Origin of the sequence: Dokdonia ponticola, assembly GCF_042653865.1 — a bacterium.
Lineage (GTDB): Bacteria > Bacteroidota > Bacteroidia > Flavobacteriales > Flavobacteriaceae > Dokdonia > Dokdonia ponticola.
This window is the reverse complement of record NZ_JBHSFV010000011.1, coordinates 87,914-109,540: the sequence shown is the minus strand read 5'-3', so window position 1 is coordinate 109,540 and position 21,627 is coordinate 87,914. Positions and strand designations below refer to the sequence as shown.

Annotated in this window: 17 protein-coding genes; 6 read left to right on the top strand and 11 right to left on the bottom strand. The window is 38.4% G+C overall.

From position 1 onward, the window contains the following. Positions 1-26: 26 nt before the first annotated feature. The 3 genes from ACFO3O_RS16885 (at position 27) to ACFO3O_RS16875 (ending at position 3,888) form a co-directional block, all read left to right on the top strand. Complete coding sequence (locus ACFO3O_RS16885) at positions 27-1,286, top strand: TlpA disulfide reductase family protein (RefSeq protein WP_379980968.1); 1,260 nt, start codon at positions 27-29, stop codon at positions 1,284-1,286. A 70-nt stretch (positions 1,287-1,356) separates the two neighbouring features. After that, complete coding sequence (locus tag ACFO3O_RS16880; RefSeq protein WP_379980966.1) at positions 1,357-2,463, top strand: DUF2911 domain-containing protein; 1,107 nt, start codon at positions 1,357-1,359, stop codon at positions 2,461-2,463. Between the two features lie 315 nt (positions 2,464-2,778). Continuing rightward, on the top strand, positions 2,779-3,888 hold the full coding sequence (locus ACFO3O_RS16875) for a hypothetical protein (RefSeq protein WP_379980964.1): 1,110 nt from the start codon (positions 2,779-2,781) through the stop codon (positions 3,886-3,888). Between the two features lie 15 nt (positions 3,889-3,903). On the opposite strand, the gene ACFO3O_RS16870 is transcribed toward ACFO3O_RS16875, so the two are convergent. From ACFO3O_RS16870 to ACFO3O_RS16860, 3 genes are all read right to left on the bottom strand, one after another. Then, positions 3,904-4,476 (bottom strand): DUF4377 domain-containing protein, encoded by a 573-nt coding sequence (locus tag ACFO3O_RS16870; protein ID WP_379980962.1) that lies wholly within the window; start codon positions 4,474-4,476, stop codon positions 3,904-3,906. A gap of 70 nt (positions 4,477-4,546) precedes the next feature. Beyond that, positions 4,547-6,649 (bottom strand): ATP-dependent DNA helicase RecG, encoded by a 2,103-nt coding sequence (recG, locus tag ACFO3O_RS16865; protein WP_379980960.1) that lies wholly within the window; start codon positions 6,647-6,649, stop codon positions 4,547-4,549. A gap of 227 nt (positions 6,650-6,876) precedes the next feature. Beyond that, on the bottom strand, positions 6,877-7,458 hold the full coding sequence (locus ACFO3O_RS16860) for a hypothetical protein (RefSeq protein WP_379980958.1): 582 nt from the start codon (positions 7,456-7,458) through the stop codon (positions 6,877-6,879). A 293-nt stretch (positions 7,459-7,751) separates the two neighbouring features. Between ACFO3O_RS16860 and ACFO3O_RS16855 the strand changes: the two genes are divergently transcribed. Next, positions 7,752-8,381, top strand: coding sequence for an SDR family oxidoreductase (locus ACFO3O_RS16855; protein WP_379980956.1), 630 nt, complete (start codon positions 7,752-7,754; stop codon positions 8,379-8,381). 287 nt (positions 8,382-8,668) lie between these two features. Here ACFO3O_RS16855 and ACFO3O_RS16850 read toward each other — a convergent pair whose 3' ends face one another. The 5 genes from ACFO3O_RS16850 to ACFO3O_RS16830 form a co-directional block, all read right to left on the bottom strand. Next, complete coding sequence (locus tag ACFO3O_RS16850) at positions 8,669-9,625, bottom strand: FkbM family methyltransferase (RefSeq protein WP_379980954.1); 957 nt, start codon at positions 9,623-9,625, stop codon at positions 8,669-8,671. Between the two features lie 236 nt (positions 9,626-9,861). Next, positions 9,862-10,995 (bottom strand): DUF819 family protein, encoded by a 1,134-nt coding sequence (locus ACFO3O_RS16845; RefSeq protein ID WP_379980952.1) that lies wholly within the window; start codon positions 10,993-10,995, stop codon positions 9,862-9,864. A 184-nt stretch (positions 10,996-11,179) separates the two neighbouring features. Beyond that, entirely contained in the window at positions 11,180-11,986 is an 807-nt protein-coding gene (locus ACFO3O_RS16840; RefSeq protein WP_379980950.1) for a hypothetical protein, read from the bottom strand. Between the two features lie 114 nt (positions 11,987-12,100). After that, complete coding sequence (locus ACFO3O_RS16835; protein ID WP_379980948.1) at positions 12,101-12,943, bottom strand: abortive infection family protein; 843 nt, start codon at positions 12,941-12,943, stop codon at positions 12,101-12,103. A 145-nt stretch (positions 12,944-13,088) separates the two neighbouring features. Further along, complete coding sequence (locus tag ACFO3O_RS16830) at positions 13,089-13,928, bottom strand: hypothetical protein (protein WP_379980946.1); 840 nt, start codon at positions 13,926-13,928, stop codon at positions 13,089-13,091. 223 nt (positions 13,929-14,151) lie between these two features. Here ACFO3O_RS16830 and ACFO3O_RS16825 point away from each other — a divergent pair, with 223 nt between their 5' ends. Next, positions 14,152-16,380, top strand: a complete 2,229-nt coding sequence (locus ACFO3O_RS16825; protein WP_379980944.1) for a M1 family metallopeptidase — start codon at positions 14,152-14,154, stop codon at positions 16,378-16,380. Between the two features lie 443 nt (positions 16,381-16,823). Here the strand turns inward: ACFO3O_RS16825 and ACFO3O_RS16820 are convergent, their stop codons facing one another. Further along, a complete protein-coding gene (locus ACFO3O_RS16820; RefSeq protein WP_379980942.1) occupies positions 16,824-17,342 on the bottom strand; it encodes a DUF7935 family protein in 519 nt (172 codons plus the stop codon). A 189-nt stretch (positions 17,343-17,531) separates the two neighbouring features. Between ACFO3O_RS16820 and ACFO3O_RS16815 the strand changes: the two genes are divergently transcribed. Then, the gene (locus ACFO3O_RS16815) at positions 17,532-19,340 is read left to right on the top strand and encodes a hypothetical protein (RefSeq protein ID WP_379980940.1); all 1,809 of its coding nucleotides are present in this window, start codon (positions 17,532-17,534) and stop codon (positions 19,338-19,340) included. Positions 19,341-19,588: 248 nt separating this feature from the next. Here the strand turns inward: ACFO3O_RS16815 and ACFO3O_RS16810 are convergent, their stop codons facing one another. Next, on the bottom strand, positions 19,589-21,151 hold the full coding sequence (locus ACFO3O_RS16810; RefSeq protein WP_379980938.1) for an FMN-binding glutamate synthase family protein: 1,563 nt from the start codon (positions 21,149-21,151) through the stop codon (positions 19,589-19,591). A gap of 86 nt (positions 21,152-21,237) precedes the next feature. After that, complete coding sequence (locus ACFO3O_RS16805; protein ID WP_379980936.1) at positions 21,238-21,618, bottom strand: hypothetical protein; 381 nt, start codon at positions 21,616-21,618, stop codon at positions 21,238-21,240. Between the last annotated feature and the right edge of the window lie 9 nt (positions 21,619-21,627).

Below are 21,627 nucleotides of genomic sequence, written 5' to 3'. Positions count from 1 at the left end.
AAATTCAATTAATAAATGGTATTACTATGAAAAAACTTTTGCTCCTTTTGATATGTCTTAGTGCACTTTCGTGCGAAACAAAACCCTCAACGCTTCATACTGGTTTTTGGCGGGCTACCTTAGACGTACAGGATACCAAACAACTCCCCTTTATTTTTGAAGTAAAAGACAACGGAACGCTTGTGATTCAAAATGCAGAAGAACGCATCACCGTTGATGAAATCGAAATCAACGACAATGAGATTCGGATTCAAATGCCTGTATTTGAAGGGTATTTTCAGGGAGTATTTAGCGATGATGGCAATCAGATTACGGGGGATTTTATCAAACCTAGTTTAGATCGGGTGGTGCCGTTTCAAATGATTTATGGAGACCGTGTACGCTTTCCTGCCGACCGAGTAGGTGGGCGTGAACCTGCCTCGCCAGCAGGCAGGAGCGGAAAAACCCCCACCACCAATATCACTGGGAATTGGGAGACGGTGTTCAGTGAAAACGGCCCAGAAGACACCTATATCGCCAAAGGAATTTTTAAACAAGAAGGACGTCAGGTGACAGGAACGTTTAGAACCACCACAGGGGATTATCGGTTTTTGGAAGGTATCATGGATGGGGATCAATTACAACTTTCTGCCTTTGACGGAGCCCATGCTTTCCTATTTACAGCGACCGCCACAGACAGTACGCTAGAAGGTCAATTTTATAGCGGGAATCACTGGAAAGAACCTTTTCGCGCTAAGCGAAATGAAAATTACCAACTTCCAGAAGCGACAAGCCTTACCTACATCAAAGAAGGCTATAATGGACTAGCATTTACATTTACAGATGCAGAGGGCACGATGGTGTCTCTGGATGATGAGCGCTATAAAAATAAAGTGGTGCTTGTGCAGATATTAGGGTCATGGTGCCCGAATTGTCTGGAAGAATCTAAGTTTTATGCGGAGTATGTAAAACAAAACCCAAATCCCGATTTTGAGATCATAGGGCTCGCTTTTGAATATGCACCCACGCAAGAAAAAGCATTTGCAAGCATACAGCGCTTACAAGATCGATTGCGTATCTCATATCCTATTTTATTGGCACAATATGGCAGTGATGATAAAAAGTTGGCGCAGGAGAAATTACCGATGCTCAATCATATTATCTCCTATCCTACCTCTATTTTTATAGATAAGAAAGGAGAAGTAAGGCGGATTCATACGGGCTTTAATGGTGCCGCTACAGGGCAGGAATTCGTCGATTTTAAAACAGATTTTGATCAGTTTGTTAAAAGTTTACTCGATGAGTAGGTTTTAACAGGAAGCTAACAGTACGAGACGATAGTGTCTTGTATATTTAAGAAACAAAACAACCTTACAAATGAAACATTTACAACCATGGATTGCGTGTGCAATCATCTGCTTTTTTGTGTTTAGTACAGATAGTAACGCACAAATCAAAACCCCAGCCACTAGTCAAAAAGCAACCGTAAGTCAAACGGTAGGAATTTCTGATATCACCATTACCTATTCCAGACCTAGCGTACGCGGGCGTAAAATTTGGGGAACACCATTAGCACATTATGGATTTCAAAACCTTGGTTTTGGAACATCCACCGCAGCACCATGGCGTGCCGGAGCTGATGAAAATACGGTGATCACCTTCACTCACAATGCAACCGTCGAAGGAAAAGCCATCAAAGCCGGTACCTATGGATTGCATATCGCTCTTGCAGAAGACAATACGGCGACTATTATCTTTTCAGAGAATTCGACGTCTTGGGGAAGTTATTTTTATGACGAAAATGAAGATGCCTTACGGGTGAAAGTGACCACTAAAGAAATAGCGCATACAGAATTACTTACCTATCAGTTCACAGCAGTAGATGCCACATCGGCAACAGTCGCATTACAATGGGAGAAAAAAGAAATTCCTTTTAAAATAGGGTTTGATGTACCTTCTATTGTGATGAATGATATCAGTAATACGCTAAGAGACGGAAAAGGATTCAATCGTCAAGCATGGGAAAATGCTGCGCAATATGCCTTTAGTATCGGCAATATGGAAAAAGCATTGGAGTGGATCAATAATGCGCAAGAGGGCTGGTTTTTTAGTCAAAAGACATTTGCCAATGCCCAGATCAAATCGGCTATTTTAAAACAAATGGGAAAACCCAATGAGGCTATTGCAGAGATGGAAAGCGTATTTGATCAAGCCACTGCCATAGAATTACATGGATATGGAAGGCAGTTATTGGCTGGAGGAAATCTTAAAAAGGCAGAAGAAGTCTTTAAAATCAATGCTAAGGAAAACAACAATGCATGGCCTACACAATACGGTTTAGGCCGACTATACTCAGCAAAAGGCGATTATAAAAAAGCGATTAAATATCTAGAGAAAGCCTTGAAAAACGCACCTAATCCAGCCTCAAAAGCAAACGTACAAGCAAATATTGAAAAACTTAAAAAAGGAGAGGATATTAATTAGATGGACGTCTGTTTTGAAAAGTTCTGTAAAAAGTAGTGATGTCCGTTCGAGCGCAGTCGAGAACTATTAGTTCTGTGTTCTCAACAAGTAAGTTTCGACTTCGCTCCAACAGATATTTAGCTAAAGAGGCTTTCTAAAAAGTAACTTAGTGGGCAAATTGTCATCCTGAGCCTGTTGAAGGAGTACTGGTAATCAATAGATTAAAACTTCGATAGACTCAGTTTGACATGCTTAACTTCTTTTTAGATAGCCTCTTTTTTTGATTCAAACCTTAGAATTCAACGACATTTTAAGTATCTTTCTAAAAAAAAAGCAATGAGGTATTTCTTGTATACCCTTGTGTTGTGCACTGTTTTGCTATGTAGTTGCTCAGACACAGATGATGATCCTGTGATGGTTGATACAGCCACCGACTTCCCCGATTTTTCATTCTTTAACTTTTCAAGTGATACGGAGCTGCTTCAGTATCAATTTACCGCGTTTGATCAGATGGGTAGTTTTTTAGATATTGCTGCATTAGAGGCGATTAGTCCGAGTATACAACGTGTGGAAATTGCAGGAGATGTTGCAGGTTTGTATTCAGGGAATATGGTATGGTTAAAAAATGTACGCACCGGAAGCCTTTCTTCAGGAATGAACTTTTTTGAAGAATCGGATACGGAGTTTCGGAGTTGGACCATTAATTCGGAGCAAGAAGTATTTTCAGGCTATAATGATTCCAATGCACTAGACAATCTACGACTTCGTGTGATTAGCTTGAATTCTGGTGTGGTGTCTGATATCCAAATAGGCTCACTATCCCAAAACAGCATTCCTGCCTATCGCAATGGGCGGTTGGCTTTTTACGAAAATCAGACGGCTGTGAGTGGCGGACAACAAGCGACGCTTGTGGTGGTGAATACAGATGCTGTAGAGGTACTTAATTTAGACGTGCTTGCAGGTGTGCATATCTTCGGCCTTGTTTTTGGGGATGCTAATGATTTTTATACCTTCTTAAGTGATAATACCTACATTCGGTATGATGCCACGACCTTTACACAGTTAGAAACAGGCCCTTCGTCTTTTAATCGGTTTTTGGATGGGTCAGAGCAAATTGTCGATGGAAAACTCTATTTTACATTTATGCAATCCGAGCCCGCGGTGGTGCCTGATTTTCCAGCCATGTACGATATTGCTTCTCAAGAAACCACTTTTGTAGAGATTACTCCTGCATTGAGTGCACTTGCTAGTGAAAATGGATGGGTTGACCTTCAGCGAACGACCTTTAACTATGTGGCTAGCCAAGACGCTTGGTTAATTGGTTATCGATACCTAGATGCGGTTGGCAATGAAGTAGGAGGGGTCGCTAAGTTTTCTGTAGATGGAGACCTCCAAATCAACCTCGAAGTCGAGCATTTTCCATGGAATCTTGTGGTGTTGGAGTAGTTAGTATTATCTTACCTAAAGCATATACGTAGAAACGAGAACATACACATTTTCACTATTTCTAGTGAAAATTCCAATTAAAGATGAATTTTCTTCGAGATCTTCTATGCTGAGTTCATCGCACATCGTGGAGCAATCAATAGGAATACTATCTAGAACTTTAAATCCAGTCACAGCATCGCCAGTAACAAATATTTCTGATCCAAATGAAGCGTTATATCCTAGCCATACTTCAAAGGTTTCTGTGGTAGACCCTGGCGTTTTACTGACAACCTCTAGAAGTTCATAACGTGTATTAGGAGCATCTTGAACTGGAGGGTCTACAGGTGTCTCAAGCACACGTAATTCGTAATCAAATCCCAATTCATAATCAAACCCTTCTACAAACCGATAAAAAGAGGAAAACTCCCCACTCTTTGTAGAAAGAGGAAGTAGTGGAGGAGTCGTATTTGAAACAGCGATTGTAGTCATATAATGAGTGAATGTTAACGTAACGATTTCGGAATTTGAATCATCATCAGAAGCGCAACCTATAAGTACTAAAAAACAAACTAAAATAGACAAAGAGAAACGATGTAACTTTTTCATAAGGATCATTTATAATGAAAATTCAAAAATATAAAAAAGGTTGCTTTCAGTTATGTTATCAAATTGTAACTTAACTTATAAAACTCCAGATATTCTTAAACTTCACCATTTGGGCATACATAAATCGGATGATTTGGTTTTCCGCTTTCGCGAAAGCGGGATCATCCTTCACCACGCCCCATGCGTAACTCCGAGCTATTTTTAGAATATCATTATCTCGAATGATGTCGCCTATTTTGAGATGCAAGGCGCCACTTTGTTGGGTGCCGGTGATATCTCCGGGGCCTCTGAGCTTCAAATCGACTTCTGCAATCTCAAAACCATCGTTGGTACGGGTCATCGTTTCCAAACGGGTTTTGGAGTCGCTAGAAAGTTTAAAACTGGTCATCAGGATACAATAACTTTGCTCGGCACCACGACCGACACGTCCTCGTAATTGATGCAGCTGACTCAACCCAAAACGCTCCGCACTTTCAATAATCATCACGGAAGCATTGGGGACATTGACGCCGACTTCGATCACGGTCGTGGCGACCATGATCTGCGTTTCGCCTTTAATAAAGCGTTGCATTTCGTAGTCCTTATCGGCCGTTTTCATCTTCCCATGGACGATGGAAATCTGATAGTCAGGGAGGGGAAATTCTCGCGAAATACTCTCGTAGCCATCCATCAAATCTTTGTAGTCCATCGCCTCCGATTCTTGGATTAATGGGTACACAATATAGACCTGTCTGCCCTTCTTAATTTCATCCCGAATAAAGGCAAAAACCTTCAGCCGATTGGCATCATATCTGTGCACCGTTTTTATCGATTTTCGACCTGGTGGGAGCTCGTCAATTACGGACACATCGAGGTCTCCATAAACAGTCATCGCAAGAGTACGCGGAATAGGGGTAGCGGTCATCACCAACACGTGTGGTGGGTACTCATTTTTGTGCCATAACTTGCTTCGCTGTTTGACCCCAAAACGATGTTGCTCATCAATAATGGCAAGCCCTAAATTTTTAAATTTCACCTTATCTTCAAGTAAGGCATGTGTGCCAATAAGAATCTTTAATTCGCCATTTTCGAGTTGTTCGTGAATAATTCGTCTATCTGAAGCTTTAGTTGAACCTGTAAGTAATGAAATGCTGGTATTTAATGGTTTACATAATTCAACTAACCCATGATAGTGTTGAACTGACAAAATTTCAGTCGGCGCCATGAGACAGGCTTGAAAACCGTTGTCAAGGGCTATTAACATTGACAAGAGCGCCACAATGGTCTTTCCAGAACCCACATCTCCCTGTAACAACCGATTCATTTGCGCATTAGATCCTAAATCAGCGCGAATTTCCTTGAGCACTCTTTTCTGTGCACCCGTTAATTCGAACGGCAAATGCTCGTTGTAAAAGGTGTTAAAATGTTCACCAATATTTTTAAAAGGATAGCCTTTTATTTTAGTTTTATGCATTCGATTTTTGAAGGCTAATTGCAATTGAATATAGAAAAATTCTTCAAATTTTAATCGGTATTGTGCCCGTGCTAAATCGGCTTGTGATTGTGGAAAATGGATGTTCAATAATGCCTCCCTTTTTGGCATCAATTTGAGGCTTTCCATAATGGGTTTTGAGAGGGTTTCATGTAGATGACTTTTGGCTTCCAAAAAGAGCGTTTGCATAAGCGTATTAACCACCTTATTGGTGATGCCTTTATTGCTCAATTTTTCGGTACTTGGATACACGGGTTGCATGGCACTTCGCAAACTTTTTTCGTGATCAGCGAGAAGTTCCATTTCAGGATGTGGCATGGAAAAGCTGCCATTAAAATAATTGGTTTTTCCAAAAATCACATAGACCGTATTGAGCTTAATACTTTCCCGAATCCACTTTTGACCTCGAAACCAAACCAACTCCATAGAACCGCTATCATCTTTAAAAGTAGCCACGAGACGTCTCCCTTTTCCCTCAATCATTTTGAGACTGGTCACTTTCCCGATGACTTGTACATCGGCGTTATTTCGTTCTAATTCAGAAATGGTATAATACCGCGTCCGGTCGATATATCGATTTGGAAAGAGGTGGATGAGGTCTTGATAGGTATGAATCCCCAACTCCGCACGCAACAGATCGGCTCTGTTCGGGCCAACGCCTTTTAGGTAGTCAATAGGTGTCTGAAGGAAGGTGGGATTCATTAAAGCTAAAATAATCAATTCCTGTGGATCGAGGAATTTAAAAACTTAGGATCATTTTATTTTTTACCTAGAAATTTTGTTTTTAGGTAGTGTAAGTTTTATGTATGATTTCGTTTGGTGTTTTGATATCTGATTTATCAAATACAAATCGAATAGAAGATTTGCAAGGATTTAGTTACGTAGTTTTTAACTAGTAATGAATTATGCGGGGTGTTTTGTGTGTTCTTTTATTCCGTTATATATTTTTCAAACTCCGTTTTGTCTACTTTCTTTATCATTGTTGGTTTTTCTATTTTCAATTTACCAGATTTGGTAAACGTTGTATTTTTATCATTTGGTATCTCAACAAAATACTCGAAAGTTCCTTTTTCGAAGTCAAATTTAGACCATGCGAAAATTCCTTTTTGATTTTCGTTTTGATAATAATCTGTTTCGGTTTTAACGTCTAAGACTCCATATTCAATAACCTTTTTGAAATGCCCATTTCTCGGTTCAGGTTTCCACCAATAAGTTGTATATTTTTTGGATTGGGTTTCGTCTTTTTCCCAATCAGTTTTTAATTTAGGGATTCCAAGCTTTTCACGTTCAGTATTAAAATCAAATCCGTGATTCGTATTTAAAGGAATAAAAAAATCTGAAATTAGTACGCCTAGAAAAACACCTACATAAACTCTATTCTTTTTCCAATAGTTTTTAAATAACTCTTTTAACGAGGCTTGTCGATTTTTGTTCCAATCCCAAATTAAGAAGATTGGCATTGAAATTAGAAAAATCATTAATATTCCAAAAAAGAAGTAATGTCCGCTCATTTTTTAATTGTTAGTAAGACTCCCTTCGTATGACTTGTGAGTATCATGACAAGTATATGAAACATTTTTAGTTAGTTTATTATTAGTGATATAAAAATTAGTTTTGGGTTCTTGTAAATTTAAGCATAGGTATTTCTTATCCTTTGTTGTGGTTTCGTTCTTTTTTAGTTATATTCTATTGTGGCTCTTGTTAATCGTTTAGAACGACTTCAAAAAGGGGTACGTATGACAAGAATGATTGTTTATCAACCACAATGAATTGAAGTATAATTACCTATAAAAAAAACACATACATGGAAAATATATTGGTAGCAGGTGCAAATGGCACAACAGGGAAAAAAATAATTCATTTACTTAAAAATTCTCAGTACTTCAACCCCGTAGCGATGGTTCGGAAAGAAGACCAAATAAAACAGTTTGAGAATATGGGAGTTCAAACCATTTTAGGGGATTTAGAAAAAGAAGTTTCTCACGCAACCAAAGGTATTGATAAGGTTATTTTTGCCGCAGGTTCTGGAGGGAAAAATGTAGTTGGAGTCGATCAAGAAGGAGCCAAAAGACTCATAGATGCTTCTAAAGTAGATGGCATTTCAAAATTTGTCATGTTGAGTTCTATGGGAGCAGACCATCCTGAAAAAGCAGACGATTTGCAAGAGTATCTTAAAGCGAAACATAATGCTGATGAATATTTAAAAACAAGCGGCCTTACGTATGCTATTGTCAGACCAGGGAGTTTAACTGATGACAAAGGAACTGGCGCTATCGATCTTCAAGAAAAACTACATCGTAACGGCTCTATTAGTAGAGATGACGTAGCCCAAACCCTAGTAAGATCCCTACACGACGATGCACCACATCACACTACTTTTGAAATTTTAGAAGGTAGTACCCCTATAGGGAAAGCATTAAATAACGTTTCTTAGTCTTTTTAGTAAAATCAGTGTATATGAATTGAAAAGAAATCTTGATAGGTATAAATGTCCAACTCCGCACGGAACAGATCGGTGCTGTTCGGGTCAATACTTTTTAGATACTCAATGATAGGTGTTTGTAGGAAGGTGGGATTCAATGACGCTAAGTTGATCCAAATTTTACAAGCTAGAAAATCTATTCTTTTGCTTTTATACTTGTTTTTGAAATTAGACATTCCCATAAGATGTAATAAAAAAAGCCTCAGAATAGAGGCTTTGAATACGTGCTTTTACTAGAATTAAGAACTTTTGCGACGGTTACTGCTGTTAGGTAGCGTTTTTAATAAATACCATGGAATAAATGTTCGAATAATCAAGTCTCGTTTAATTTGTAATTCTAATTTTTTCTTCTTCATGGGGATACAAAGCCAGTTAGATGATTTATTTACTAATAAGTCATCTTTAGTTATTTTGGAAATTGAAAATTTATTTATTTTGAATATGTTATAACCTAGATCCTCAAAGAATTGGCTTATATCTTTTGGTTTTGAATCCGCATATTTCAATAAAAGTTTTGGACTGACTTCTATTACTACAACGGGACTGTATTTTTTTAGGGTATTCTTGGCTCCACGCAGGACAAAAGGTTCATGACCTTCAGTATCTATAGAAATAAAATTCACATTGTTAAACGCATCTAGAAAATCATCAAGTTTAGCCGTTTTAACCCGAATAAAATCAGAACCCTCTTGATTGTTTATTATTTTTCCAGTGCCTGAGGATGTTTCAGTAGGAACTAAAAAAGAGGCTTCACCTTTCTTTTCGGATATAGCATATTCAAAAACATTAAGAGATTTTTGAGTTTTAGATAATTCTCGGAGATGTTTTAAATTTTTAGGTAAAGGTTCAAATGCGTGAACTTTTGCATCATTAGTAACAATATCACAAAAAGAAACCGTTTCAGTTCCCATGTTTGCACCAATTTCAATAATATCACCTATGGCGTGTTTAGCTATTGAATTTGAGATTATTACGTTTCTCCAATCAAAAAAACCATGGATGTAAAATCTATATCCATGAAAATCAAGGGTATTACTATTTAAATAAGAACCTGTAATAGATTTTTTTTTGAAATCTATTTTATATTCCCTCGCTAGCTCAATTGGAAAAATAAAATCCCGTATTTTTTGAGAAATGATAGGGGGGAAACATTTACAAATTTTCTGAGCAAATAATATTCTTCTTTTTGGGTTCACTACTTTTAATTTTAGCCAATATTAGTATAAAACTAATATACATTTTTTCTAGGTCACCTTAGAAGAATAAACAGTTTATTAGAAGGTTTTGTGCTTGAAAGGTATGACTATAAAGAGGGGGGATGTTGAAAGGTTTTGGGTATTTTTATAACGTCTGTTAAGACACATCAACTATTGTACGGCTTTTATGCTTGTTGTATACGCTTTCGCGAAAGCAGATTCCTCAAAACCACCCTTTACAACACATACACCACCATAAACCCTAAATACGTACCCAGCGCATTCCCTAACGACCCCACGAGAATAGCAGGTAATAACAGTTCTTTACGTTTAAACGTTTCGGCGAGCGCAATAGCAGTGGTGCCTCCACCAATATTGGCTTGACTTACAATCGAAATCATATCCCAATCTCTGTAGATCAGTCCGCCAAAAAGAATGGTAAACACACCGTGAAGTATGACCGCAAAAGTCGTAAAACCAAGTAGCGTAAGTCCGATGGCTTTTAATTCCACCACAGCATTGAGTTCGCAATACGCACCAATAACCGCTAGGAAAATATACACTAAATAGAGTCCCAGCGTCTGACTTCCTTTCAATTGAGCAACAAATGGGATTTGAGCAAGGAGAATCCCTAGCGTAGAAATCGTAATCATCGAAGGGATTTGGGGTACATAAGTTGCCAATAGGTCAGAAACAAAATAAGCAGCAAGTCCTAGAAATACGAGCCACATCAAGCTATGTGTGTTTATCCCTTCACGTTCCTGAGTCTTGGTGGTCTTTTCGGGGGTGTGTATTTTTTTATCTTTCCAGAGGGAGCGTAATAGCGAAGGAATTGCAAGCGTTACGATAATCCATAAAGTAGTCACTACATTATCAATCGCAATTGTCCCAGCATATAAAACGCCTCGTTTTTGAAAATCATACTCCAAAGCAACCGCATTAAAATTAATACTGCCACCGGTATACGTCCCTGTGAGCATCCCAGCGATGATGTTGGCATCTTCTCCTAATACTTCTTGTGGCGAAACGACATACCATGAGATCAAAATGCCTAAAGTGGTCGCTAACGAGCCTATCAAAAACAAAATAATCATAGGCGCTCCCGCTCTTTTGATAGATGATAGATTGACGCCAAGCAATAAATAAAAAATCGAAATAGGAGCAAGGTAGGTGAAAATCCCATCATACAAAGGAATCGAGTTCGATGCCGATGGAATCAGGTTTAAGTTGGCAATTACGGCGGTAAAAAGAATCGCTAGCAAGGCAACGCCTAATTTTTTACCTAAGTTGGTTTTGGCAGCATATACAGCCAGCATCACCATGGAAAGGAGCATGAGTAAGACATACACTGGGTTTTCAAGAAGGGTCATAAACACTCGTTGGTTATCATAACATACGATCTAGAGCTCAATATACGGGATTTTATTATTCCATGTCTACCGATGTAGTCGTATTAAATTCTTGGGAGAAAAGCTTTGGTTGAGAGGGTATGATACTTTGTTTTTGCTAGAATTATGGAGGTGTGTGACGGTTGCTGGTGTTGGGAAATGTTATTTATTCAATTAATTTCTCTCTATGTTTTTCAACCATTTTAGCAATTGCATTATCTTCTTTTCCAATTAGGTTTAAATATTCAGGTAGATATTTTTCGGTAATTACGTCAATGTCAAAATACCTACCATTATTATCTGTTAAAGCAACTTGAAATTTTATATGATTCTGATTTTTAATTTCTAATTCTTTATTTTGTTTCACAGATAATAACTCTCCTTGTAGTATTATTAATGGTCTATAATAAAAACCACTAATAAAATCATTAGTATTCTTTCTGTCTTTAAGTTCTATTCTTTGAAACTGAATGTATTGAAATAATGAGTTAATACTATCGTGTTTTATATCAGGGTGTAATGCAATCCAACCATCGTTAAATTCCTTAATTAATTTTTGAACTCTACTAAAACTGCAATATTGAGAGGAATAGATAAATTCTTTTTTAGATTCCAATTCACTTTGCGTCCAAGATAAAATATTCCAAAAGGCTTTATTAAGAACGCTGAAATTCAGAGCCGCAATTCTACTTGGTAAAGGTGCTAAATTTTCAAAAAAGACTATTGGCTCTTTATTATTCATACATTCTATTAGTAGAGTTGAACTTATAGTGTCCATTTTTGGGTAATCATAATCAAGATATTTATAACCAACCACATCAATTTCTCTTTCTATTTCAGTTTTTAAATCTTTAAACCTTGCATTGGGGGTAGTTGACCAATTACTTCCATTCAAAACTTGATTCACTCTATCCTCAAGAAGATATCCTGAATTTAGAAGAGCTTTTTTTATTTGTTCTTTTGTTATTCCCAATGTTGAGTTTTAATGTTGCCTAACGTGTGTGTGTTTTGTTGCGTAGTTAAGCAACTAATTTCGTAAGTAGGCGACTATTAATAATGAATTATAAACGTTATTGTAGCTAGTGTTTTATTTTTTTCTTAGTTCAAACGTTTCCAATAAAAAAGTACATAGTGTAATTGCTGAACCAACAGCAAGTCTTGCATGTCTTGAATTCAATCCACTACTTTTTACTTTTCCGTGTCCTGTTCCATAGAGGTTTCTTAATTCGGTCATTTTTATTGCAACTTGTCCGAGATTACTCAACAGAACTTTAATTATATCAGCTCCTTTTTTGGCGTTATCTACATTTCCTGGTACTAATTCAAGAGCTTTTTGTGTTTCTTTTAATAGCTTCGGAACATCATCATTTTTGTCAAATCCAACTCCCATTTCGGTTAGGATCGTTTTTAGTGTTGATTCAAGTAATTCTTTTGCCGAACCAATTGCCAAACTAGGGTCAGTATCAATAGACTCTTTAATTCTATTCGTATATTCTTGAAAGTGAGTTTTATCTAATAGACTTGTTGCATTTTCTAGTTGCTCAATTTCGACTTGTCCAACTGGAACTATACTTTTTCCATTAAATTGATATCCATCACGTTCTAATGTCTTTATTAGTTTATCATACCATTCTTGGTCATTTTTCGCATTCCAATCATTAAAACCAGTTTCTTCCTTACTCTCATTAAGTCTTATTAGAACATCAGTGTAAACACTAAGAATTTTTTTTACATCAGCAGGATTAGTCCAATTCACAGAAGCATAATAATTTTCAACTAAACCACGTCTTTGTCCAGAAGGCATTTTTTCTTCTGGTATTTCGGTAAATGGAATATCGTAATTGTCAAAATCTCTTTCAATTTCTCTCAATGTAGTTCCAACAAAATATTCTTGAAATTCTCTTCTTGTTCTTTTAGTTATTAATTTCATTAGGTTGGGTTACAATAGTTACAACAGTCGAGTGTATGATTTCGTTACGGGTTTAAGCAACTAATTTAGCAAATAAATCACAGATAGAAAGTTCGCTAGGACTTTCGTAAGTAGGCTAGAAGTCAGCAATTAATTTTATGCTTTGTTAGGCATTGGGATTTATTTTTTTGAATTCTAAATAGGTTTCTGCTAAATCAAATTCTCCATCTTTTTTTAATCTTTCGATGAAATTTTCATTTTGAACACTATCTATTAATTTATTATATCTCTCTTTCATCCAACGATATTTCACTTTTATATCAGACCTATAGACGTTGCTGGAGCCTATAAGGCCTTTTCTAATTTTTTGTCCTATTTTCTCAATATAATCTGGAAATCCATATTGAGGGTCGTCCAATTCTTCTTGTGCTTTGGCAAAGTAATCAATGTAATACATTCCGTCAGAATCTTTTTCAAGCAATGATTCTACATATTCTTTTTCCTCTTCTGAACTGTGTTGTTGACTTCTTGCAGTACCTGCTAAATCGATTATGTCTTTATGCAATATTACTCTTGGATATAGAGCGGCTTTAGATTCTAAAATATACGCTTCTGCTAGCGCAGGGCCAAATAAGACTTCTTTGGTGTGAATCAACTTACCATAAGTTATTGCTCCTCTGCATAATATGCCTCTGTAAATCAGCCTCATAATCATCCACTTGATTTCTAATAAAGTATAAAATATCTCACTTTTTTCGTTTGTATTAAATGAAATAACGAGACAATCAGAAAATGTGGTTATTTCTTTACTATTTTTCGGTAATGATTTTCCGTATTTTGGTACAGTTTTATCTAAATCCCAAACGTCACGAATAGTTTTATATGCTGAGAATATTTCTTTAATTTTTTCAGAATCATCTTCTCCTTTTTTTCCTGTTGTTTTAGAAAGCAAATCCTTAAAACCAAGAATATCAATAAATACAGTAACTCTATTTTCGTAATTCATTTTTTCCTTGCGCCTAACATTAGTATAAACCCAATATACAAATTTTTGCACCCTACCCAAACAAAATCAACAAGTTATCAAAAAGGTTTATGCTTCGGTGATATAACCAGAAAAGATAGCTTATCAAAAAGTTAAGACATTTCAAATGATCCCTGTTAAGGCAATCCACCAATTAACAAATCCCTCACAACCACATTCCTTGCTAAATTGTATTTTTACAATCATGAAATACCGTCTTACTTTTTTGAAGTCTATTCTTGCTTTCGCCAAATGTCATGCAAAGCACTTCGACAAAGCCTGTCTTGAACTTGTCGAAAGGCTCCCTGTGACAGCTTCCGCGAAAGCGTACCGAAACATTTTACTATTAACTTTTTGGTTCATCGCTTTTGTAGGTATAGGCGGGAAAGCGTACACTCAAGAAATCGCCCCACAAACCACGACGGTGGATATCCAAAGTATCCGAGCCGTGGTGACGCCTCAATTTGGCACCCAATCTATTAAAGGGCAAGTCTGGGTGCGTTTTATCCCATTAAAAGATGTCACCGAAGTCCGCTTAGATGCCAAAAATATGACCGTGTCAGACAGCGCCACCATCGCGACGATCACTGCCGAAAAAGACCATATTGTGTTGACAGGCGACTTTAAAGCGATTCAAGAATACACCGTCCAATTTGACTATACCGCCATCCCCAAACAGACCTTGTATTTTGTCAATGCAGGCGGGAATGACCAAATCTGGACACAAGGGCAAGGCAAGTACACCTCGCATTGGCTACCCAGTATTGATGATGTGAATGATAAAATTGAATTTGATATTTCGGTGATAGCGCCAACGATCTATCAGGTGACTACCAACGGCAAACTGATCGACAAAGAAACCCTTGGCGAATCCACGGTTTGGAGTTTTGATATGCAACAGCCTATGTCCAGTTATTTGGTGGCGTTGACCGTTGGCGAATACAAGAAAACCACCTTTCCGTCCACATCTGGCGTGCCTTTGGAATTTTACTATTACCTAGAAGATTCCTTAAAAGCGGAGTCTACCTATCGGTATTCCAAGCAAATTTTTGATTTTTTTGAAACCGAAATTGGCGTTCCGTACCCGTGGCAAAATTACAAACAAGTCCCCGTAAAGGATTTTCTCTATGCCGGGATGGAAAACACCAGCACCACTATTTTTTCAGACAGTTTTGTGGTCGATAGCATTGGGTTTACAGACCGTAATTATGTCAATGTGAATGCCCACGAACTGGCACATCAGTGGTTTGGCGATTTGGTCACGGCTACCAAAAGCGAACATCATTGGCTTCAGGAGGGCTTTGCGACCTATTATGCGTTACTTGCGGAGCGCGAAATCTTTGGTGACGATTATTTCTATTTCAAGCTCTATGAATCCGCAGAGCAACTGCGCGATCTCAGTGATCAAGGCAAAGGACAACAGTTGGTCGCTGCTGGCGGGAGTAGTCTCACCTACTATCAAAAGGGAGCCTGGGCGTTGCATATTTTAAAAGAGACTGTGGGGGCGTCCGCTTTCGCGAAAGCGGTGACAAACTATCTCAACACCTACGCCTATAAAAATGTCACCACCAAAGATTTCATGGCAGAAGTCGAGGCCGTCTACGGAAAAGACCTCACTGAGTATAAAAAGAAATGGCTGTATCAAAGCGCCTTCCAAGCCGCTGAAGCCTTGGAATCCTTGAAGAAATCGGCGTTTATGCGGTCGTATTTTGAGCTACAAGCGTTACGTCCGTATCCGTTAAAAGACAAGCTAAAACCCTTGGAAAGTTCCTTAAAACTACCCAATGAGTACCTAGGACAAGAGGCGGTCTATCAGCTCGCAGGGGCCGATTTACGAGAAAGTATCGGTTTGTATAAACAAGCGTTTGCGAGTAAAAATACCTTTGTCCGACAAGCCATCGCGACCTCTGTAGATCAAATTCAAGATCCGTTGTTGTATCAATTTGAAAGCTTTTTGAAGGATGAGAGTTACATCACCCGAGAGCAAGCATTTTTAAAATTATGGTTGTATTACAGAACCCAAAACGACCTCCCCAAACAACACGCCCTATTGGACGATATGGACGGCCAATTTGGCTTTTCAGACGGGAATATCCGTACGTTGTGGCTCACGTTAAGTCTGGCAACACAAGAATACAAAGGCGATGAGGCAGGTGCGCGCTATGGCGAGTTAGTATCGTATACAGGTGGTGAATATCCATTTCAATTACGCGAAAATGCCTTTCAATACTTACGACAGATCCAATCGTTTGATCGTACGAGCCTTAAAAATTTGGTTAAAGCCTGTACCCATCATAGTTGGCGCTTTCGCGAAACCGCACGGAATCTTCTCAACGAACTCATCAAAGAACCCCGAACTGTGGAGTTGCTAGAAAGTGTCAAACCGTTGCTGAATGAGAAAGAATTGGCGTATTTGAAGCGGGTCAGTTTGTGAGAGGTGAGTCTGTGAGAGGTGAGTCTGTGAGTCGTGAGTGGGGAGTTTGTTTGAAGTTTGTAGTTTCAAGTATGAAGTTTTAGCAGTACGCACTTCCCTCCTAGAAAGGAGGGACTGAGGGAGGTGTTATATGTCACTATGTTTTCTAAATCATACTAATTAGGAATAGAACATAGAAGATTACAATCAAAAAGGTATATGATTGATTCTTTGCGTCTGAGTCATCTCGACGATAGGAGAGATCGCATATCAAGCTCACTTTTATGAGATTTCTCGGCGCTACGCTTTGTCAAAATGACTGAAAGTTCTGATTTTTATGTTTTTTTATAATATAGAAATAGCGTAGTACTCTATTTGAAATCGAAATCGAAGTCGAAATCGAATTTGAGATTTGCTTTTTTTGAGATTTGAAATTTAATTTTCCAACAGCCAACAGCCAACAGCTAGATCAACTCCGCAACCTCTCTTTTAATATACGTAATCCCAGCTTCGCTAGGCGCCTGCTGATCCATTAAGTCCTGTAAAATCGTTTTACGTAGTTTATCACTATCCTCTATTTTGTCACTCATGTTTGTCTTACGAATGATAGAGATCGTCGCATTTTTTGAAGTGCGTACCACATTCCAACACTCCTCAGTTACATAGATTTGTTGTGCCAAGTTATGCTCAAATTCCTGTTCGATATTACGTAGTAAAAGTGATTCATATTCGTATTTATCATCGCTATACGGTTTTACACGTATGAGTAGATTGCCAGGTGAAATTCGTTCTAAGAATAAGGTTAAGCGCTCATAGGCTTGAAGTTTTTGCGGTAGGGCAGAGGCTTGATTGGCTTTGTGTAAAAGGAAACGTCTTCTCCCTTCTTCACTCTTGGTGTATTGACTAAAGAAGAAATAAGAAATACCTGCAACGATGAGTGCGGGCAATAGGTTAAAGGCAAGGTTGACTAAATTTAGTTCCATGGGTATACAAATTTGGGATGACTAATGTACTTTTTTTTCAACAGTTTTACAACGTGTATTGTGCTGGATTGTTGTATTTGCTACGAACCTTGCTTTTAAAATTTAAATTTTTTTAAAAAAAATGAAGGTGTAGGGGTAACAAAATTGTAAGCATGTTGATATAGTGGTATAAAAACAAAACTTTAGATCATGAAAACACTAAAAATTTTAACCACTGTACTTATAGCGTTTCTATTTGTCTTTACATCTTGTGAACGCGATGATAATTTTGAACAAGACAATACTGATATTCCTGATGATATTGTTATTGTAGATGATAATACAGATGATACAGGGAATCTAGATCAGTTTTTTGGAGCCACCGCCGCAAGAAGCTTCTTTGGACAAGTTGTTGATGAGAATAATAATGGAATTTCAGGAGCTCTTGTAAGCGTTGGCGCACAATCGGTCTCTACAGATGGTAACGGAATTTTTTCTGTATCTAATGCTTTGGTGAATGAGCAATTTGCCTATTTACGTGTCACCGCTTTTGGATATGTAACCAGCGGTAGAGCCTTGCGTCCTACAGACGGTACAAATCGTATCAAACTGATGTTACTAAGCGCCGATGTGACGGCTACGGTCACGAGTGGTGTCCCAGAAACCGTACAATTAGGCAATGGTACTAGTGTGGCTTTACCAGGTGATTATATCGATGAAAATGGAAATCCGTATACAGGGTCGGTGGATGTGATTCTTGATTTTCTGGATCCTGCATCTCAAGATTTAGACGCCGTGATGCCAGGGATGTTATATGCAGAAGATGTAGAAGGTGATGAGGTGTATTTAGAAACCTTCGGAATGATCTCGGTAGAGTTACGTGATGCGAGTGGTAACGAACTCAATATCGACCCAAATAGCCCAGCCGAATTACGTTTTCCACTAGACGCAGCCTTGCAAGGGGTAGCTCCAGCGACCATTCCTTTGTGGAGTTTTGATGATACGTTAGGGTATTGGATAGAAGACGGAGAGGCGACCTTACAAGGCAACGAATATGTAGGACAGGTGTCTCACTTCTCTTTCTGGAATTGTGATGCTCCGTTTCCAGTGGTTGATTTTTGTACAACGGTATTAGATGACAACGGAAATCCGTTAGCAAATACAACCGTACACATCACAAGCCCTAACTCTCCATACCCAAGATCTGGAATCACTGACCAAAACGGACAGGTATGTGGGAAAGTCCCTTCTGGATTGACCATGACCATCGAAGTCGTTGATTTATGTGGAAATCCTGTTTTTTCAGATGTCATAGGGCCTTTTGCATCACCTACTACTTACGTACCTATTTCTGTAAACCCTGGTTCGTCAACTTCTCAACAAGTGATTGGAGATTTTAATGACTGTTCTAACAACCCCATTACAGACGGATATGTGGTTTTAGAATATGGAGGAGCGATCTTTTACGAGCCTGTAACGGCAGGGACTTTTGACATCTATTTGATTAGTTGTCCAGCGAGCAATGCATTTACCCTTGAAGCAATTGATATTGTGAACCAACAGTCAAGTGGGGTGATTAATTACACATTTACGCCTCCAACAACTGACTTAGGAACAATTACCTCTTGTAATGCCGTGTCTGAGTATGTAGAGTGGGAAATTGAAGGGGTACAACATTTCTTAACATCACCGATCAATACCTTTGATAACGGAAATGCCTTTAGTATCAATGCAGGTAATGGGAATGACTTTTTCTATATAAGTAGTTCAGATACCGTGGTAGGAACCTACACATGGGGGAATGGGATCCAAGCGCCCCCAGGTTCTTTTGAAATGGAAATGTTTGAGCTATTATCACAATCTGATGTAGACTATAATGCGCCTATCAATATTACATTCCAATTAAATGCTTTTGGAGCCGTAGGCGATTATATTGATATTACGTTCACAGGTACGTATACCGATAACTCGGCTGCGATACAGCCTGTAAGCGGATCGGTACACGTGATTAGAGATTAAGCCCATTTAGTACCATAGATAGAAAACCTGCTCGTTTAGAGTGGGTTTTTTGTTTTTGTTCTTTGTCAGGCTCTGTATAATTTTTATGTTTTTTTATACGCTTTCGCGAAAGCATACACAGAAACTATCTACTACGCATACGCTTCTTCCATTTCCATTTTATTAGTGAAACACTGTTTTATAAAGTCTGAAGGACGCATTCAAAATAGTTAGTTGAACTAATCCCATTTTTTAGCGGGATCTATGGTTTAATACCCTTTATTCTGTCCTCCTAGGTATTGGCAATCATACAATTCTTGCATACCATTAAAAGGCACAGGTGTTTTTTTGTAGGCATAGGTATTATCAAGTTCCGTAGAAATTTTATGATCTCCTAAATTGATTTCGATATCACTCATTTGAAACTGACAGGGATGTTCGTATCCTGCCGCATGGGTAATCTCAATAAATTCCTTTCTAAACGTTTTAAAGTATTGTGCGAGTCGGTCGGATTTTAAAGGAACGTTGATGCCATTTTGAAGCCATTTGCTCTGTGTCGCTACTCCAGCGGGACAACGATTGGTATGACAGATTTGCGCTTGGATACAGCCAATACTCATCATCGCTTCACGTGCGACATTAATACAATCAACTCCCATAGAAAAAGCCATCGCGGCTTTGGCAGGGAAGCCTAGTTTTCCACTTCCGATAAATACCAAATGTTCAGAGAGTCCTTTCTGTTGAAATAAGCGATACAAATCGCTAAACCCATATACCCATGGTAAGGAAACATGATCTGCAAAGCTCGGTGGGGCTGCTCCGGTACCGCCTTCACCGCCGTCAACGGTAATAAAATCAGGGCCTTTGCCCGTTTTGACCATGATATCGGCGAGTTCTTCCCATTGTTCTAATTTTCCAATCGCGGCTTTAATCCCCACAGGTAAGCCTGTAGCCATTGCAATATCTTCTATAAAATCAACCATTTCAGGCACGTTAGAAAAGGCTTTATGATTTGGAGGGGAAAGGACATCTTTGCCAATCTCAACACCGCGAATTTCTGCAATTTCAGGGGTGATTTTGGCACCTGGTAATACGCCTCCTTTTCCAGGTTTTGCTCCTTGAGAAAGCTTTACTTCAATAGCGCGGATAAAGGGATTTTTTTCGACCAATGCGATCATCTTTTCCATAGAAAATCCACCATCCTTTGCGCGAACGCCAAAATAACCTGTTCCGAAATGAAAAACCACATCTCCGCCATGGCTGTGGTAGGGGGAGAGACCGCCTTCTCCTGTATTGTGATACGCCCCTGCAATCTTCACCCCTTTGTTTAAGGACTCAACAGCTTTGGCACTGAGCGATCCAAAACTCATGGCACTCACATTAATAATGGACGCAGGACGATAGGGTTTTTTACGGTTGTGATAGGCTCCAATGACTTTCGCACAGGGTAAAAAGGTTTTATCTTTTGTATTCGGGTGATTATCGGGTAGTTTATAGGGCATCATCGCATTATTGATAAAAATATGCTGATGGGTATAAATATCTCTGTTGGTTCCAAAGCCTTCGTAGTTGTTTTCTTTTTTCGCGGAAGCGTAAATCCAACTCCGTTCTATACGGTTAAAGGGAAGCTCTTCTCGGTTATTGGCAACAAAATACTGACGCATCTCAGGACCAATGCTTTCTAGCATATACCGGATATGACCAACCACTGGGAAGTTATGACTGATGGTGTGTCTGCGCTGTATGATATCACGAATGGCTATCACTGCAAAAATGATGAGAATCCAACCCCACCAAGCAATGTTTCCTAAAAAGTCTAAAATAGTATCCATAAATGCATGTAAATTTTTTTAAAAGTACGATGGTCTTTGGGAAGTTCAAAACATATAATAGAATTCCTCATTCCTACTTTTTTGAATTATTTGATGCTATAGAAATACGCTAACACAATACTACAAATCACCAATCCTATAATGATATAGGTTTTTGTGTTGTTTTTTGTTTTTTGAATGAGCGGTGTGGACCTATTTGTATCCTCCCTTATGGTTGTTTTGAGTTGTGGATTATGTAGATGGCTTACATCACTTAATAATTCGGGAGGGATCATATCAATATGATGGTTTCTGCCATCATAATAGGTAGGATCCTTCTCTAAGTTTTCTACAATATTCTTTGATTCTCTTAAACCAATATGTAGGGTCTCTCTCACGTATTTTATGGCAGTTAGCTTTTTTTGATTTTGAATAAGTGATAGGATGTTGGTCTTATCGATTTTCTGGTTGTTTATGGATATATACATTATAAAGAG